The sequence below is a fragment of the Vibrio sp. L3-7 genome, from assembly GCF_963898195.1.
Lineage (GTDB): Bacteria > Pseudomonadota > Gammaproteobacteria > Enterobacterales > Vibrionaceae > Vibrio > Vibrio echinoideorum.
This window is the reverse complement of the sequence record NZ_CAWQUW010000001.1, coordinates 470,735-488,535: the sequence shown is the minus strand read 5'-3', so window position 1 is coordinate 488,535 and position 17,801 is coordinate 470,735. Positions and strand designations below refer to the sequence as shown.

Here is a 17,801-nt window from a genome sequence, read left to right as displayed (position 1 = left end):
TTACGGGAGGCACGTGCCGAGGAATCAATTATCGAATAGAAACTAATCTGCAATAGTGGACTACTATGAATAAAGCAGCGACAGAATCCTTCGGTATTTAGACCGTCAACCTCCCTCGGTAATCACACTTACCCCAAGAATCCTCTCTTAGCCTCCCCTCAATCAGCATCTTCGACCCATTGTATTTCGTGGAAAGGGGAGGAATAGAATGCCGGTCGTTACATGCGCAGTTACACATTCAGCGCCAAAGAAGGTTCTCCCCCTCGGTCATAAATCGAAAGGGGTTGATGAACTTAACATGAGGGGGAGGGTGTTAGAAATCAGCCCGAACGCACGGGATATCAACGTTCTCAATTCAGACAAGCATTACACTTCACCCAAACAAAAATAGAACGCCGAAGCGTTCCATTTTCTTTAACCGATATGTCTTAAACTTGCTCGCTTGGGTGCCCCCACATTAGCTCGCTTGCGTAAGGGCCAGTGACGGTTGAAGTAGATTTCCCCACGCCGTCTAGTGCGCCTGGGGTAAGTGCTTTAGCGAACCAGCACTCTAAAGGTGCAAGTGTTCTTACTGGTGGAAGCACGTTGTGTGACGTGTTGTAACGGTTGCCGTAGTGGAACGGTTCGCCCATTACGAAGATAACGTCAGCGTCGAGTTGCTTCTCGGCTTCTTCCATCAATCGAGTCGCGTAGCCTTTGCCTTGGTATTCTGGCAATACAGCTAAAGGGGCAAGCACATAACACTTCAGGTGTGGTGCTGCGTCTATTGTGATTGGTGTGTAGCATGCGTGTGCTACGCCTTCATGCACGATAGAAAAGCTGCCATCGGCAATAAGATCGTCGGCAAATTCTGCGTACAGTTTTGCATGGCGTTCGTCGTAAAGCCCACCTGCAGCGGCGAAAGCTTGGTATTGAATTTCATAAGGGGTTTTCATTTGAAAAATTCCTAACTTAAATTATTTGTTGCTAGCGTTCTCTGATAGATATCTTTAGATAGAGAGTTACTTTAGATAGCCAACAACGTTCTATTGAGCTTTAAGCGAGGTACTTATAAATCCAGCAGCAGTAAGTACTTAGCTATGAAGCGCTCTTTAATTTGTTCTAACGGGTAATCACCATCCGAGAACAAGTAATTGAGTGCGATACCATCGATATCGGCGATTAACATGTGGCCGTCGACAATGCTGTTGGCATTTGGGATGTCACATAGAATAACTTCAAAAGAATCCATCATCAGTTGGTAGCGTTCGTCCAACAGGTCTTTTAATATCAGCCTTAACGACGGCTGACATTTCACTTGGTAATCAAGTTGATAAAACAGTTTTTGTTGTGGGTCGGCCATCGACAAGAAGATGTGCTCGATAAGGTTAATAAACCTCTCTTTTACTGACATTCCCTCACTGGACAAGTCAACACTTTCGCCGACTTCATTAATGATCTCTGCCATGCGAACAAACACCTGTCTTAGTAGGTCATCTTTGTTTTTGAAATGATGAAAAACTAAACCCTTCGATACTTTTGCCGTTTCACACACCTGTGCGATAGACGTTTTTTCAAAGCCTTGTGTCGCGAATAATTCAATCGCGGCTTGGATTGCTTGCTGCTTCTTGTCCATGGATATCACTCAATTATTTTACAGACCGACTATCCGGTCTGTAATTTATAGTGCGGATAATATACAACAACAATGAGGATCGCAAGATCTTTAAAGATCGTTGAATTGGAACGAGATGAATCTGATTTTAATGAGAAGAGGTGCACTAGCGTTGCTTGTTGATCGTAACGCTAATAATTAAATTACATGAATTATACACAAAGCGTTTAGCCAAACCTCAAATTGACAATACCTCCAAACTGTAAACTCGATGTTAAGATTTTTGGGCTCTGACATTGACCTGAAGTTCAAGCCAAATTCATAGGGCAACATTCTAATTCCAAAGATTCATGTATGGTTAAGGAATAACTTATGAGAAAGCAACATGTGTCAGCAGCAGTGCTTATTGCAATTACTATGTCTGGGTGTGGAGGAGAAAGTTCGTCTGGAGGTGACAGCACAACTTCTGATAGCGCTAATAATCCTAGTAACTCTAATACGCCAGGCAGTCCCGGAAACTCTGATAATTCATCAAACACTACCTCGCAGAAACCTGACATTAAAGCGCTCAGTAACAATATGCTCTTTGCAATTGAAGGCTTTGTCGATAGCTCGGATCCCATCAGAAACTACTCATCTATTACCGTTAAAAACGAACTGCCCGCATTCAAAGGTTCAGATACCCAAAAGGTCGATGTGGTTATCTCTGCACCCACTATCATCATCGATAATGGAAGCAGTTTTGTTGACGATTGGCACTGTTATGAAGCGGTTGGGTTAAGCGCACAAAGACAAAGTAATAAATTGCTTGTGGATGGAATGCTTACAGAATATCGATACGATATGAATAGCAACTCTTGTTCTAGCGAGCACCTTGGAACGTATGTATTTAACAATGCTGTGATCGACAGTTCTTTGGAATTTGAAACCGTTGGCAGCGTTGTGAGTAAAGACGAGAGTGGTGTTGAAGCCGACTTACCGACTTACGAATTTATCGCTAAGGTATATGAACAGCAGTCCAAAGAGCGGTTTGGTGATTCTTGGGCATTATTGCAACGAGACAACATTAATGCCGCAGCCAAGGAAGCCGGGGCATCAATCTTTGAGTTGAATGCTTCGTCAGGAAATATCAATTTGGATTTAGGCCAACTTACTAGTGACACTCTGATCGATTTCGCATTGCTCGATAAAAATCAAGTATTGAATGGCTCAGTGTGGGGCATGCCTGGCCAAGGTGTTGCCGATGAAAAATGGTGCCGAATTGTGAATATTCCAGATGATCTAAGCCAAGACAGCATTAAGTATCAATCGGTTATTTCGACAAACTGTGCAAGGTCGACACTGCGCTATTGTGATGCATTTGGTTCATCATTTCCGAGTGGGAATTACCCTCCAGTTGCCCCTATCGCTTGGGACAATAACACCGCGAGTAATGCTCAGTTGAATTCAGACGAGCAGTACCAAAGAGACGCTCAAGGTCACTTTGTTGTGAACAGTTCAGGCCAGAATGCGTTTGTTCTTTCATCGAACTCAGTGGTCATCCCTATCTTTGGTTACACAAGCCCGCGAACGGATGGGAAAGTTAACGATGCGGGTCTTAATAGTTGGGCGGGTCATGAAGGGCACTGCCAAAATATTATGAATAGCGGACACACAAAGATGGGTATTGGCTCTAAAACCAGTAAGTCTGACTCATCGAAGGTGTCTTATTGGACGCAAGATTTCAATTAACTCGAGCACAGCTTAAATACGCTTTAATACCATCAATGTGCCGCGCTAGTTATTCAGCAGCGACGCATTGTTGGTTTGGGTTACGCAATTCAATAATGGTATTGCTTGGATCGATACGGTTGAATGTGCCTGTACTTAGATTGGCGTGACTGAAATCGGTACGAAACAGATCGGCGCGGTATAAATCGACATTAAGCATTTGCGTGTAGCTCATGTTGGTGTTTCGCAAGTCCGCATCGCGGAAAATCGCATTATTCAGGTTCGCATGGCTGAAATCAGCATAGGTAATGTCAGCTTCACTCATGTTGCTACCGGATAAATCAGAGCCACTAAAATTGGTGCGTATTAGGTTGGCGCAACGCAGGTCGATGTTTTCAAGCACTAGTTGACTAAGGTCGGCATTACGCAATTGTGCACGTTCTCCGCCTTGGTTTTCTAGCCAGAGTTTGTGTTGCTCAAAAACAGAATCTAGCTCTTGTTGAGTGTATTTTTTCATACTCCACACCATCATTTTTTATTGAGCTCGCTGTTCTCGTAAACCGCGAGCTCTAATTCACAGAAAGCTCTATTTAGCTGTTTGTTCTATTTAATCCATTAGCTCTATTTAATCGTTAATTCCATTTAATACTTAGTTCAAATTGATAGGTATTTCTACTCAATAGATCGTTCTATTTTACCCGAACTTTCCTCCCAAGCAGCAAAGCCTCCAGCTAGGTTCTTAACTGGCTTTAAGCCCATTTCAGCAGCCATTTTGGCAGCGTAAAGTGAACGCAGCCCATGAGCACAATAGAACACGTAAGTTTTATTTTGGTTGAACACCTTATTGTGGACAGGGCATTCAGGGTCGATTAAGAATTCCAACATGCCTCTTGGGCAAGTAAAAGCGCCAGGAATAATGCCAAGCTTGTTTCTTTCTTCAGCTTCTCGCACATCGATAAATACGTAGTCATCAAGTTTGTTCTCTTGGTCGTTCGAGCTGTCGAATAGCGCTTTTGCTTCTTCTACCGACATATCTTCAACAACCTTATAGGCTTCTTCTTTTAGGGCTTTGATGCCTTTGGTAATGGTTTGTGCCATGGTTTTCTCTCTTATTAAAATTGGATGACGGTTCTGTGCCTATTTGGCATTGTTGTTTAATTCGTTATTTAGCTTGGTTATTTCGATACGGCTATTTTGAAACATTACCCGCCACATTCAGCGCGTCCCATGTTCGTGCGAAGGGAGGCGCGTAGCTGAAGTCGAGATAGCCTAATTGCTGAGTCGTCATGCCTGCGGTAATCGCCACGCTTAATGCATTTAATCGAGCGACAGCGCCTTTCTTACCGACAATTTCGCCACCTAAAAGACGTTTAGATTCAGGGTCGTAAGCAAGTTTTATCTTGATGTCTTCTTGCCCTGGGTAGTAATCGGTTTGGTTCTTGTCTTTTATGATAGAAGTGCTGATCGGCACCGCATGTTGGTTTGCCATCCAATGAGAAATGCCCGTGCTAGCAAGCTCGTAATCAAGTACTTTCAAAGACGGTGAACCTAAGAAACCGTCGAGGAAGGTCTCTTTGCCTGCTAATCTGTCGGCCATCATTCGAGCCTGTTTATTGGCTGTTGTGGCAAGTGGCAAATACACGGGCTGATCGAGCGTTAAATGATGAACCGTCGCGCAGTCACCTACGGCGTAAATATTCGCTACGGGTGTCGCCCCAAACTTATCGACTAACAAAGCGCCATTGGGTATTTTCGGTAGGTCAAACAAGTCGGTATTGGGTTTGAATCCAAGCGCCAAAATCACTATGTCGGCTTGAACGGTGGTGTATTCTGGTTCTGCCGAATTGCTGGTGGTTTCGTTGGTATTATTGGCTGCGGTTTTGCTGACCGTTAGTAGGTAACTGTTTTTCTCATGACTACCTTCGCCACTTTCTTTTGAAGTAAAACTTTCAATGTGCTCGACTTGGGTGTTGGTTAACAGGTTCGTTCCCGTATTACGAATGGCATCTTCAACGTCGGAGATCATCTCTGGGCTGAATTGGCGGCTCATGATGTGCGCTTCGCGCTCAATAATGGTGACGTCTTTTCCTAAGTCATGTGCCGCATCGAATACCTCTAATCCAATAAAGCCTGCGCCAATGATTGCGACGCGAGGTTTATCTGCCGATAGCATCGCTTGTTTCACGGCAACGCCATCTTCCATACTAGTAAGCGTGTAAATGTGTTCGGTGTTATTCGAATCTGCGCTATTAGCGCGCTCAGGATTACCCACATGGAAAGATGCCGCGAAGTCTGGAATTAAAGGGCGCGCACCTGTGGCGACGATTAACTTATCAAACGGAATCTCTTGTGATTCGCCTTGCGTGTCGACTGTGATGATTTGCTCAGATGTGTTCACCGCGACTACCTCAGTATCCATACGAACATCTAACCCTGAATCGATGGCTTGTTGTGGTGTACGAGCGATCATCCGCTCGGTATTTGGAAACTTATCACCAACAAAGTAGGGTAAGCCGCACGCACCAAACGAAAGGTAGTTGCGTTTTTCAATCACGATAACGTCATCTGTGGGCTGGTTTCGTTTGTATTTGGCAGCAAAGCTCATACCTGCGGCACTGCCACCTAAAATTACGATTTTCATAGCGGTACTTCTTCTTATAAGGACGCGGCATTCGCGCCCTGTGTTTATGTGAATGAATCTGAATAACTTGAGCGGTTTGAGTTAAGCGGGAATCTCGCTATTAGTTATATTCGACGGAGCTTGTGCTTTGTACTGTTCAGCATTTAATGAACCGTTAGTTTTGGCAGTTAGTACACCAGACAGCATCGAACCAGAGATATTGAGAGCGGTACGCGCCATATCAATCAAGGCTTCAATAGAGACCAGTATTGCTACAATCGTGATGTCTAACCCCATGATGGTCAGCACGGCAACCGCTGCGAAGGTTGCGCCGCCACCGACGCCCGCAATACCGAATGAAGCAATGGCAATCACGGCGATAAGTTGGAGAACAAAGCTCAAATCAATTGGGATACCCATTACTTGTGCGGCCATGATGGCGAGCATTGCTGGGTAAATACCGGCACACCCATTTTGGCCAATACTGGTACCGAACGTTGCTGACATATTGGCTGTTTCTTCATCCACACCAAGGCGTTGAGTTTGTGTTTCTACGTTTAGTGGAATAGCTGCCATGCTTGATCGAGAACCAAAGCCGAACACCAATACCGGCCAAGATTTTTTAGCGAAGGTCTTCGGAGACAAACCAAACAAGCCAACAATCACAAGGTGGACCACGAACATCACTGCGATTGCCGCGTAGCTTGCAATAACGAATCGGCCCATTTCAGAGAGTGCGAACAAATCGTTGCTCATCATGAACTTGGTCATCAAAGCGAACACGCCATAAGGAGTAAGCTTAAGAATTTCGCGCACCATCGATAGAACGATTTCTTTCGCTGCATTGATGAAATCAACAAAGCTTTGTACTTTCTCTGGCTTACGCTTTTTCACTTGGAGAATGCTAAAACCAAGGAACATACCGAATAGAACTGTTGATAGTGTTGAGGTTCTTTCTGCGCCAGTCAGCATTTCAAAAATATTGGCAGGGATGATAGACAGCACTAAGCTGGTGAAGGTGTTGTTCGACATCAGTTCTTGAGTCGACAGCAAACTATCATTGCGAGCTTCAATTGCGGTGTTAGTCCCCATCGCATTGACTAAGCTGTTCGCGTCGATATTGAACAAGTAGATGCTCGCAATACCGATGACCGCCGAGATAGCCACGGTGAAAATCAACACACCGATGACTTTAGGTGCGATTTTCGAGAGTGCGTTGGTGCCTTCTACATTCATGATCGAAGCTGTCATGGCAACAAACACCAGTGGAATCACTATCATCTGCAGCAGTTTGACGTAGCCATTGCCAAACAGAGAGATTAGCTCAGAGAATTGCAAGCCAGTCGCGCTGTCGGTGCCCAGTACTACTTGGATAATGCCACCAAAAAGAAGGCCACCAACCAGTGCGCTAAGGACACGGAAGTTGAAGCTTTTCTTTTGCTTTTTAAAGCGAGATAACACGACGTAAAAGCCGAGGAAAACGGCACTCAGTGCCAGTAAGGTAAAGCTCATTTTAAGCTCCTAAATTTACATCTAATAAAGTCACTGAAGCGAGGCTCGAAACGTGTGTGAGGTGGTGTTTTACCAAAGGCGCACAAGGTTTGAAGCGTTGTCCAGTGAAGGAATATCTGTAAGACGAAGCTTGATTAGAAAAGACGAGAAAGAGCTCAATTAATTTTTGAATAAGAAAACGGTGCAATGACGAATCCGCCAAAGCACCGCTAGCTGTATGATCTTATTTAAAGGCTGTTTTTATACACCTCGCCATCTTTCATGATCAGCTTTTGTGTCTCAGTGTTAGCTACACATGCCACACCTTCTAGTGGGTTACCGTCGATAATCAATAGATCGGCATACGCACCTTCAATAATTTGACCTAGCTTCCTCTCTTGGTAAGGGTGTTGGTAAGTCGACATCTCGAACAAGCGCCCGCAGTTTGATGTCACCGTGCGAAGGGCTGTGATGGTGTCGAACACTTCATGACGAGAGTTATTTTTAGGTTCTTATCTAAATTTCTAGGTTTGGCTATATAGAGAGGATTGAATCATTAGTTTAAAAAATGATCAGCCGACAAAAGCTAATAATTTTGAATGGAATGTGTGTGGTGTCATTAAATGGTAAGTTTTGGTTCGATTGGAGCGCTAAGATGTATTTCAAATCAAGGCTACTTATCAAATCAAAGAGAGACAGAATGACTAAATCAGACAAAGTTTACGGGTTCAACACACCACAACGTCTATTCGTAGGTTACACGTTAGCGGTACTGGTGGACTTGGTCGTGCTTAACTTCTTCGATGAGTACTGGGACTTCGTCAACATTGAATCTTTCACTATTTCTTTGATAGCGGCGTTGTTGCTGCAGTTATTGTTGAAGCTCTCTATTGGTTTAGAACACAAAATTTCCGAGCACTTCAAAAGCAAGCCGGGTACAGCGCCTAAAGTTTACCGAGCAATCACTACTTACATCATTTTGGTGGGTTCGAAGTTTGTGATGCTTGAAGCCATTAACCTTTTGTTCGGAGATAAGGTGAGTTTTACTGGCCCTTGGGGTGGGGTGGTGGCGTTCTTCGCGGTGGTATTTACGATTCTGATTGCTGAAGTGATTGTATCGAAGATCTACTTTGCACTTGATGACAAACTAGAATCAAGCTTGGAAGCAAAGACAGCTCAAGCTTAAACATAAGCATAAGCATAAGCATAAGTAGAATAGAATAGAAAATAGCGGAGTTCGTGATGAACACTCCAATGAAAAGGGTTGGTATAATTACCAACCCTTTTTTGTGCATAAGCTATTTCATTTTGCTGAGTAGGGCTGTTTAAGCCGTTGGTTCAGCTTGTAGAATTAGAACTTTACTTGGTAGTTCAAAGCGTAAGTACGGCCGCGGCCTTTGTAGTCGTAAGCAGCTGGGTCGTAGTGAGACGAATACACGATTTGAGCACGCTGCCCCCAAATGGTGGTGTAGTCTTTGTCCAGCAAGTTTTGAATTCCGAAACCTAGACTACCCACAGGTAGTTGGTAGGTACCGACTAAGTCAAACACGGTGTAACCATTCAGTTCGTTTTGGTCGGCATCTTCGTAGTTGAACATGGTTTGGCTTTGTACTTTTACAGATAGGTCTGTGTCGTACCAACCAGCCCAAGCACTGGCTTTTGAAGTACTCGCTTCGCCAGCCGTAAAGTCTTCCCAGCCATCATCGCCTTTTACTTCCGAGATTACATAGTGGCCAGATGCACCTAGCTGAATATTTTCATGTACCCAATAAGACGCCATTGCCTCTAGACCGTAAACACGCTTTTTGTCATCGATTTCTTCAATAAGCAGTGTGCTCTTGTCGTACTTCACTGACTTGTCAGACTGCGAGTAGTAAGCCGCCGTTTGCAGGTTAAAATCACCAGTATCGAGGCGGTAACCCAACTCAAAGCTGTTGGTTTTGATGCCAGACATTTTCGAGTCATTAACGTTGATGCTGTCGTTAAGTTTCCAGTGATCGCCAACTAGGGTGTAGTCGCCTTGTCCGTAGTATTTCGCTGGGTCAGCAAGGTCGAAGCCTTGTGAGAAGTTTGCCCAAACTTGAGACTCGTTGGTGAGGTGGTAGATCGTACCTAGGTTAAATAAGCCTACGCTGTAATCAGTTTCACCGCCCGGCACTACGTCTGCAGTTGTTCCATTGCCTGCAGCGATTTTCTTCTGCTGGCTGTAGCCAACAAAATCATCAATCTTGTTAGACATGTATTGGTAGCGAAAGCCACCTTCTACTGTCCAATCATTCGTGATCGCATAGTCAGACTGAACAAAGCCTGCAATAGAGCTGACTTTAACGCCCGCATAGCGGCCGACTTTCGCATAAGTCTTGTTGATCAAATTACCTGAATTATTCGCAATCGTCGGATCGTAAAGTGCTTGGTTGCTGTCGAGTTGGTCTTGATACGCATCAATACCATAAACAACATTTAACTTACCGAAGTTCTTAGCCAGTGCTGTTTTTAATGAGATGACATCGGTAATTTGCTGACCAGAAGATTGATAATAAGGTGTGTAAGTTTGGTCTTCTTTACGGTACGAAGCTTCAGCAATCAACTGATGGCCAAGGAACTGATCGTCGACGTAAGATGCGCTAAGCATAATGCGTTCGGTGCCATGTTCACGGTCAGAGTCAAAGCCTTTACGCACGTCAACAAAGTCACTGCCGACAATATACAGGCCGTAAGGTGAGTTTTGTTGGCTATCGTAGTATTGAGCGAGAAAGTTGAGTTTCTTCGTGTCAGAGATGTTCACGCCTACTGTCGTTAGGAAGTCGACAGTCTTGTTGAATTGCATTGAGCCTTGTGAAATATCAGGGGTAACGATGTCACCATTGGCGTCGAAAAATCCCTGTGTTTCCGTGTAAACCACAGAGGTGCGCGCTTGAACTTTTTCGTTACCGCCTGAGATAGATTGACCGATTTTGTAATCGAAATCTTCACCAGAATTGAAACCGGTTGAGCCACCAACAAAGGATTCAAACTCTAACTCTTCGCCTTGTGCTTTTTTGGTGATTATGTTGATCACACCGCCTGAAGCCCCTGCACCATAAATTGAAGTTGCACCAGACAGTACTTCGATGCGGTCGATGTTAAATGGGTCGATGGAATCTAAGTGACGGCTGATTGGGCGAGAAGATTGCAGTGATACGCCATCAATCATAACGAGCATCTTACGACCACGTAGATTTTGACCATAGTTAGTTCGAGCGCCGCTGCTTACATCTAAAGAGGGAATGCTTGCCGATAGAATTTCGCCTAGTGATTTACCACCACGATATTCCTGTTCAATTTTGTCGGAGTCGATGTACCACACTGTACCTGGGATATCGCTGATCGCTTTAGGAGTGCGACTAGAGACAACCACCATCTTTTCTTCAGATGTGTATTCTTGCGCTTGGGCTGTAAACACGGTGCTTGCTGCGACAATCGCGAGGGCAACGGTGGAAAGCTTGAAACTTCCTTTTTCGGTTTTCATTCTGTTCTCAATCTTGATCAATAAAAGGCTGCACAAAGACTCATATCTGTGCGGTGACTTTGTTGTTTTTATAAGTAATTAGGCATTCATCTTTACTGGTCAGTAATAAATGAAGCCTCCTAAATTAGAAAAGAGGTGAACGGTGGTCACTAGTTATGGCCCTAAACATACTCGTCTCGATATCTTCCGAGCTTGTATACGTTCGCGTTCATGTCACTTAAACAACGACACTTCAAAAATAAAAGTACGAAGTATTATCGTTAAGCTTATCAATTCTAAATAAGAATCATTATTATTGTGTTTTTGTTGCGAAAATACAATATGAAAGTGCAATTTTATTTTATAGATTTGGAGTCAGTGGGCTGGTGCGGTTGTTAGTTGCAGAAGAAAAGTAGGGCTAGTGCCTTGTGCTGTATGTGTTGAAGTAGGTGTGAAGCCTATAATTTGGACGGTGTATAAAGTGCAGGTACGATAGTGATAGTGATAGTGATAGTGATAGTGATAGTGATAGTGATAGTGAGGCAAGAAGTAGTGTTTGTAATGATAGAGGGACACGATAAAAGGCAGCCATGATTTGACTGCCCAAGCGGTTAGCTGTTTTTTGCCATGATGCTATCAATTAAACTTTTTTGTTGAGCCTTAGGTACGTTCATCACATCATTATAGGTACGTTTCATCACGCGAATATCGTTTTCCAGCAGCTGAGCCAAATGGGTAGATGCTGTGTGATTATCACCTTTGAGCACTAATTCAATGATCTCTAGGCGGCGTTGACACGATTTAATAACAGAGGATTGAATGTGCATTGAGACAAGGTCGGTAGCTTTGCGAAGGCGATTATGTTGCTGCATTGTACTCAGCAAGAAGCGATTGCCTGAACACGCTGCAAGTTGCTCGTGGAACTCGGCACTAAGGGTAAAAAGTTGACTCGCCGTAACCGTTTCTGGTTCAGCAATGGCTTGCGCGTGTTGATTTCGGCAGCTTTCCATCGCGGTACGATCGAGTATCCACGTGGGTTCGAGTAAACCTGCTGGCTCGAAAATCAATCGACAGCGGTAGCTTTCAGTATGTCTTTCTAGTGTGTTCAGCACACCATCAAGCTGCCATTTGTAACCCGGACTACGACGGAAAATCCCATCGCTTTCTAACAGTCGCAGAACGTTTTGCATTTCACCACGGTTGGCTTGGTAACGCTCTTGTAATTCTTTCTCGGAAAACGACTGACCTAATTCACTAAAAAAAAGATCCATGAGAACTCGAAGGTATAACTGATCTTGGCGAGGTTGTTCGTCGTTGTCTTGACCTTCAATTTCAATGTCAGCGGCATCAGTTTGTAATACAGAACCTTTATATGGAACAACCTTAGTAATCCCTTGGGCAGACAAATACGTTAGCACAGCTCGAATAGGGGTTCTTGATACTTCGAACTGTTGCGCTAGTGAAGATTCATTAAGGCTGTTGCCTGCTTTGGCATCGTCGGCTTTTAGGCGAGCTATGACCTTAAATAGTAGGTCTTGTTGGAGTTTTGTAATTGTTGTTATGTCCATGAGGCTCAGAAAAGTGCGTTTATTCTTGAACCCATGGTAAACACAAAAACAGACGAATACCATACATTGTGTTTCTGCAGCCAAAAGACAATGCTGGAAAGTTGTTGAGATAAGTGGGTTTGTAAGAAAATTAGAAGAGAAACCCGCTTAAAGTGTTGCCTTTAAACGGGGAAATTATTTATCAGTGCGCGTTTATTTTCTCATTAGATACAAGAAGTAACCACCACCAAGCAGAGAGGCTAATAACCCAGCAGGGAATTGCCAAGGGAACCATAATGTACGACCAATCCAATCGGCACTCACCATGATGATCGCACCTAATAAAGCGGCTGTGAGCATCTGAGGGATAGCGCGATATTGGTGAAGGGAGCGAGCCATGTGCGGCGCCAATAATCCAATAAAGCTTAACGGGCCAATAACGATGGTGCAGAGCGTTGTTAATGCGGCAACCAACAAAAGTAACGCTAAGCGAACCACGGTCGTGTTCATACCAAGGCTGCTTGTGGTCACTTCTCCCAGATTAATGAGCTCAACCCAACGGTGCAATGACAATGCAATCGCACCAACGATGGCCACGCCAACCGCAAGTAAAATCACGTCTTGATTGGCGACTAAGTAGGTTGAGCCAGAAAGCCAAGTGAGTAGGGACGTAGCATTCTCATTACCAGAACTCATCGCAATGCGCAGCAAAGCGTCGAGCCCTGCACTTAGCGCGATACCGGTTAACAAGGTTTGAGTTGGGGCGAAATTGTGTTTTCTGCCCATGATCCAGACTAGAGCCGTCACGGAAGTTGCGCCGAGTGTGCCGAGCAGCATTTGCTCTTCTCGTCCTACCGCAGTGCCAAATAATGTGCCGAGAACAAGCGCAAGTGCTGCGCCAGAGCTGATCCCTAATACTTCAGGGCTGGCCATTGGGTTGTTTGAGATACGTTGAATAATCGTGCCAGCAAACGCCAGTCCAATTCCGGCTAATAACGCAACCAACACGCGCGGTAAGCGTAACTCGAACAGTGACTGGTGGAATTCAACACTCCAGCCGAATTGGTTTTTACCAAACGTAAGCGCAACAGTACAAACAACAATGAGTAAAAGTGACATGGTTGCCAACACTTTACGCGTATCGACTAATTTGTAGTGTTCAACGTGCTCGCTGCGGTTCTTTAAGTCCGATTGAAGTTTGGTTCGTTGTAACAACCACAACAAAAAGGGAGCACCAAGTAAGGCGGTCATTGCACCGGTAGGGAGAATTTCGCCACCAACGCCAGAGAAGGGCTGAATAACCAAATCAACAATCAGTAGCATCATACTGCCCACTAAACCGCTGACTAAAATTTGTTTTGCGAGATCTCTTACGCCAAGAAGCCTTGCGATTGCGGGGGCCACAATACCAACAAATCCAATTAAGCCTACTTCACTTACAACGGCTGCGGTGATGAATATCGCTAATGATAAGCACAGCAATTTAATTTGTTTGATGTTAACGCCAAGCGATGTCGCCACATTATCACCGAACTGTAGCGCTGATAACGGACGTTGAAACACCAGCAGTAATAGGGTTGGGATAGAAACCAAAGGAATAAGCACCTGTACGCTAGACCAGTCGTTCTGATTTAGCACACCCGCACCCCATACAAAAATGCTGGTGAGTTGTTGCTCATGTAGCATGAGTAGCATGGTATTGAGGGAGCCTAAAAATAGGCTGACAACCATACCAGCAAGCACCATATGCAGTGGGGAAAACCCACGAGCAGAACTTAGGGTAAAGACCAAGCCTGTTGCAAGGCAGCCTCCAACAAAAGCCGGAATAAACCCAGGAATTGCGAGGTTGGCTGGAATCAATAAGATCCCTAATACCATACCGAGCTCTGCGCCAGCAGCTACGCCCAGTGTCGTTGGTGAGGCAATCGGGTTTCGCAATACGAACTGCATTACACACCCCGCGACGGCCAGTGCGAAACCGCAAATCAGTGCGACAGCGAGCCGAGGTAAATAGGTTAGGTGGGTAATGAGGTGCTGATAGTTTGAAGAATCAAAATGAAAAAGCGTATCCCAAATCAACCCCACCCCTTGTGAGTACGGAGCGGTAATTTGCAGTAGTACGCTGATAAGCAAAACAGCCGTGATCGATAGCGCTGCTGCTTTGATATTGAGTCGTTCAGTGATGGTGTTTTCGAGCTTGATGGTAGCCATTATTTTTGGGTAAGCAGTTCTGTAATGTGGTCACTGAACCTTTGAGCGGCAATAAGCCCACCGAAGGTCCAAATACTAGGAAGTTCGTAAACTGAGTCAGTACGCGTAAATTCCATCGCTTGCCAAAGAGGAGACTGAGTCAGTTGCTTACGCTCTTCCTCTTGAAGTGGGCCAAATATCATGACGTTAGCTTTTTGATGTTCAGCGAGCCTTTCTGTGCCAGTGGTGCTAAAGCCCCAAAGGTTGGTTTGCTCTTGCCAATCATTTTTCAAACCCATTGCGCTGATGGTGGCTTGTGCTAATGAACCTTGGCTGTGAATTCGTAAGGTTTTGTCGTTGATAAAGCGAGCGAATATCAAGGGTTTCTCAGAGTTGCCAACCGTACGCACTTTTTCGCTGTTTTCATTGAGTCGCTTGTTGGTCTCAGCAATCACTTGTTGAGCGCGTTGTTCTTTGTCGAACAGCTTGCCCAAAGATAAGGTGATGTTTGTTGCTGACTCAAGCGGCTGCTTTTTTTTACTGTAGATACTGTAAACCAATACCGGTGCGATTTTATTCAGTTGATGGTATGCCGCCGCCATATGTTCACTGATTAAAATGACATCGGGTTTTAGCTCCGTCAGCAGTTCTAGGTTTGGTTCGCGTCGAGACCCAACATCAGTCACGTTTGAATTCAGCTCGGGTTTCACAACCCACTGCTGATAACCTTTGGCATCGGCAATACCTTCTAACTCAACACCTAGGCTTAGCACGGTTTCTGTTAGGGCCCAGTCTAAAGCCACGACTTTTTTAGGCGGAGTATCGAAGGAGGCGGTACCCATTTCGTGCGTGATTTCTAATGCATAAGCGCTCTTTAGAGCAAGGGCATTAAAAGCGAATAATACGCACAGCATTGTTATGAATGTTTTCACAACCGATTCCTTTTTATTTAAGGGATGTAACTGATAGGTTGCCCTGTTTCAGGGTGTTTAAAGAGAGCAAGTTCCATTCCGTAGATTTGCATCAGCGTTTCAGGCGTCATCAGCTCTTTAGGTGAGCCAGAAGCAATGACTTTTCCTGAATGAAGTGCAATCAAATGGTCACTGAATTTGGCGGCCATATTGACATCATGCAGCACCATAATGACGGTTAATCCTAGGGATTGATTTAGGTCTCTGATCAAGGCCAGTAACTCATGTTGATGGGCAACATCTAGGGCTGAGGTCGGCTCATCCAGTAAAATGCATTGGCTTTGTTGAGCGAGCAGCATCGCAACCCAAGCTCTTTGTCTCTCACCACCAGAAAGCGTTGCGACGAATCGTTCAGAGAATGCATTCAACCCTACTTTTTCAATCGCTTCGTCAACGATAGCGTAGTCCTCTTTGCTATAACGCCCGAACGCGCCTTTCCACGGATAGCGACCAAAACAAACGAGTTCACGAACGGTTACACCGTCAGTGATTGGTGGATGTTGAGGAAGGTAGGCAACTTGGTGTGCAAATTCGAGATTGCTGTACGATGAAAGCAACTGCTGATTGAAGAAAACCTCACCTTCAGTTGGTGCGTTTTGTCGGCTCAATAATTTCATGAGCGTCGATTTACCACACCCGTTATGACCTAGCAAAGTGGTAATCTTCTTTGGTTCAAACGTTAAGTTGGTTGGAGACAGGATTTTCTTACCGTCGATTTCGAACGAGGCATTGGTAAGTTTGTACATAATGAAATAGGGAGTTGAGTTATAGGCTACTAGCCGTTAATGTAACATAATGAAATTCAAATGATAATGATTCTCTAAATCAATCAATTTATCGTTACTTATGATGTTGCCCATAATTGAACCTTCCAACCTTTTCTAGCACCTTCAATATTATGTCTGTTATACAAAATAAAAAATTTCACTTGATGACCATTGGTCTTGCTGCTGCCCTAATGGGAATTGGGCAAAACGGCTTACTCGTTTCTCTGCCTTTTCTTGTAAAACAGTCTGCATTCAGTTTGCCTACTTGGTCTATTTTCATTGCCATAGGGAGCTTGTTGTTTCTGCCTTCTGCGCCTTTTTGGGGGAGGTACAGCGACAAATATGGCCCTAAAAAAGTCGTAATTCAGGCATTGGTTGGGATGGCGGTCAGCTTTGCTTTGTTGTGTCTGTTTGCTATGAGCAGCCACTTATTCGTTGCAAGCGACCATTTGTTTTCCGCCAGTAGCGATTTATTTGCCATGGACAGACATATCGATCCGGTATTAGTGGTTTGCTTTGTAGGGTTGATTTTTGCTCGGATCATTTATGGTTGTACTGTGTCTGGAATGGTACCTGCAAGTCAGCACTGGGCAATCTTGTTGTGTGGTGAGAAAAATCGCTTACAGGCCATTACATCCGTCAGTATAGGCTTGAGTGCAGGCAGATTAATTGGGCCTCTGATCTCTATTTTTGCGCTGAAGCTTTCTCCTTTTGCACCGCTAATGATCATGATTTTTCTGCCATGTGTCGCTTTAGTCGCCGCAATGCTATTACCAGCCCCAAAGCTGGACAGTAAAAGAGTGAGTGAAAAAGGCGCATTGTCTTGGTTACCTAAAAAGATATTGTGGCCTTTTCTGTCTAGTGGTTTATTGCTGTGTGCGGCGGTGGCGTTGTTACAATACAGCTTTTCACCGTTAATCTATTCCGTTACTCATTGGTCAACAGAACAACTAAGTGATGCGATTGGGATCTTGTTAACCATTAGTGCCGCGTGTACTTTTATGGCTCAGATTTTGGTTATTAAGAAGGGTAAGCTAACGCCTACAGTAATGTATCGTTGGGGGGCGTTTGGCTTAGTCGTTGGTTTTCTTATGTTTTTGATACCTAACATTTGGGTGTTTGGCGGCGCGATGGTATTTGCAGCTATTGGTGCGGCATTACTTGTACCCGCCTACACTTTATTAGCCACTGAAAAGCAATCTGATTCACCTGGCGCAGCTGCAGGATACATTTCGATGTCACACACACTTGGTTATGGGGTTGCATCGTTGCTTGCGTTTACTTCAACTTTGCACCCGCTATATCCTATTTATCTGTGTATTCTGTTTTCTATCTTGATTCTAGCCACGGCCTATTTTGTAAAAAACAACGAAAATACAGATACAGTTGAATCAATCTGATTTGCACTATCGGCTACCAACAGG

At 44.5% G+C, this 17,801-nt stretch carries 14 protein-coding genes and 1 pseudogene; 3 read left to right on the top strand and 12 right to left on the bottom strand.

Going from position 1 to position 17,801, the window contains the following annotated elements; genetic code table 11:
• Window positions 1-428: 428 nt before the first annotated feature.
• Together AACW75_RS02260 and AACW75_RS02255 are read right to left on the bottom strand one after the other, a co-directional pair.
• The gene (locus tag AACW75_RS02260; RefSeq protein ID WP_145568026.1) at window positions 429-935 is read right to left on the bottom strand and encodes a GNAT family N-acetyltransferase; all 507 of its coding nucleotides are present in this window, start codon (window positions 933-935) and stop codon (window positions 429-431) included.
• Window positions 936-1,048: 113 nt separating this feature from the next.
• A complete protein-coding gene (locus tag AACW75_RS02255; protein ID WP_318276419.1) occupies window positions 1,049-1,534 on the bottom strand; it encodes a TetR/AcrR family transcriptional regulator in 486 nt (161 codons plus the stop codon).
• 432 nt (window positions 1,535-1,966) lie between these two features.
• Here AACW75_RS02255 and AACW75_RS02250 point away from each other — a divergent pair, with 432 nt between their 5' ends.
• Window positions 1,967-3,325 (top strand): CAP domain-containing protein, encoded by a 1,359-nt coding sequence (locus AACW75_RS02250; protein WP_145568027.1) that lies wholly within the window; start codon window positions 1,967-1,969, stop codon window positions 3,323-3,325.
• A gap of 49 nt (window positions 3,326-3,374) precedes the next feature.
• Here the strand turns inward: AACW75_RS02250 and AACW75_RS02245 are convergent, their stop codons facing one another.
• From AACW75_RS02245 to AACW75_RS02225, 5 genes and pseudogenes are all read right to left on the bottom strand, one after another.
• Window positions 3,375-3,821, bottom strand: a complete 447-nt coding sequence (locus AACW75_RS02245; RefSeq protein WP_145568028.1) for a pentapeptide repeat-containing protein — start codon at window positions 3,819-3,821, stop codon at window positions 3,375-3,377.
• Between the two features lie 155 nt (window positions 3,822-3,976).
• Entirely contained in the window at window positions 3,977-4,402 is a 426-nt protein-coding gene (locus AACW75_RS02240; protein ID WP_145568029.1) for a rhodanese-like domain-containing protein, read from the bottom strand.
• Between the two features lie 91 nt (window positions 4,403-4,493).
• Window positions 4,494-5,945, bottom strand: a complete 1,452-nt coding sequence (locus AACW75_RS02235; RefSeq protein WP_145568076.1) for a CoA-disulfide reductase — start codon at window positions 5,943-5,945, stop codon at window positions 4,494-4,496.
• 81 nt (window positions 5,946-6,026) lie between these two features.
• Window positions 6,027-7,436 (bottom strand): cation:dicarboxylate symporter family transporter, encoded by a 1,410-nt coding sequence (locus AACW75_RS02230; protein WP_145568078.1) that lies wholly within the window; start codon window positions 7,434-7,436, stop codon window positions 6,027-6,029.
• Window positions 7,437-7,663: 227 nt separating this feature from the next.
• Window positions 7,664-7,903: pseudogene (locus AACW75_RS02225) on the bottom strand (metal-dependent hydrolase family protein); the annotation flags it as partial.
• Window positions 7,904-8,115: 212 nt separating this feature from the next.
• Here AACW75_RS02225 and AACW75_RS02220 point away from each other — a divergent pair.
• Complete coding sequence (locus AACW75_RS02220) at window positions 8,116-8,601, top strand: hypothetical protein (protein WP_145568080.1); 486 nt, start codon at window positions 8,116-8,118, stop codon at window positions 8,599-8,601.
• A 165-nt stretch (window positions 8,602-8,766) separates the two neighbouring features.
• Here the strand turns inward: AACW75_RS02220 and AACW75_RS02215 are convergent, their stop codons facing one another.
• From AACW75_RS02215 to AACW75_RS02195, 5 genes are all read right to left on the bottom strand, one after another.
• Entirely contained in the window at window positions 8,767-10,923 is a 2,157-nt protein-coding gene (locus AACW75_RS02215; RefSeq protein WP_145568083.1) for a TonB-dependent receptor, read from the bottom strand.
• Between the two features lie 590 nt (window positions 10,924-11,513).
• Window positions 11,514-12,470: a GntR family transcriptional regulator gene (locus tag AACW75_RS02210; RefSeq protein WP_145568085.1), complete on the bottom strand. Its 957-nt coding sequence runs from the start codon at window positions 12,468-12,470 to the stop codon at window positions 11,514-11,516.
• A 192-nt stretch (window positions 12,471-12,662) separates the two neighbouring features.
• Window positions 12,663-14,660 (bottom strand): Fe(3+)-hydroxamate ABC transporter permease FhuB, encoded by a 1,998-nt coding sequence (fhuB, locus tag AACW75_RS02205; RefSeq protein ID WP_237297378.1) that lies wholly within the window; start codon window positions 14,658-14,660, stop codon window positions 12,663-12,665.
• A complete protein-coding gene (locus tag AACW75_RS02200) occupies window positions 14,660-15,571 on the bottom strand; it encodes an ABC transporter substrate-binding protein (RefSeq protein WP_237297377.1) in 912 nt (303 codons plus the stop codon). The genes fhuB and AACW75_RS02200 overlap by 1 nt, the downstream gene beginning before the upstream one ends.
• A gap of 17 nt (window positions 15,572-15,588) precedes the next feature.
• The gene (locus AACW75_RS02195) at window positions 15,589-16,356 is read right to left on the bottom strand and encodes an ABC transporter ATP-binding protein (protein WP_145568090.1); all 768 of its coding nucleotides are present in this window, start codon (window positions 16,354-16,356) and stop codon (window positions 15,589-15,591) included.
• A 152-nt stretch (window positions 16,357-16,508) separates the two neighbouring features.
• On the opposite strand from AACW75_RS02195, the gene AACW75_RS02190 reads away from it, so the two are divergent.
• Window positions 16,509-17,777 (top strand): MFS transporter, encoded by a 1,269-nt coding sequence (locus AACW75_RS02190; RefSeq protein WP_237297376.1) that lies wholly within the window; start codon window positions 16,509-16,511, stop codon window positions 17,775-17,777.
• The last annotated feature ends 24 nt before the right edge of the window (window positions 17,778-17,801 follow it).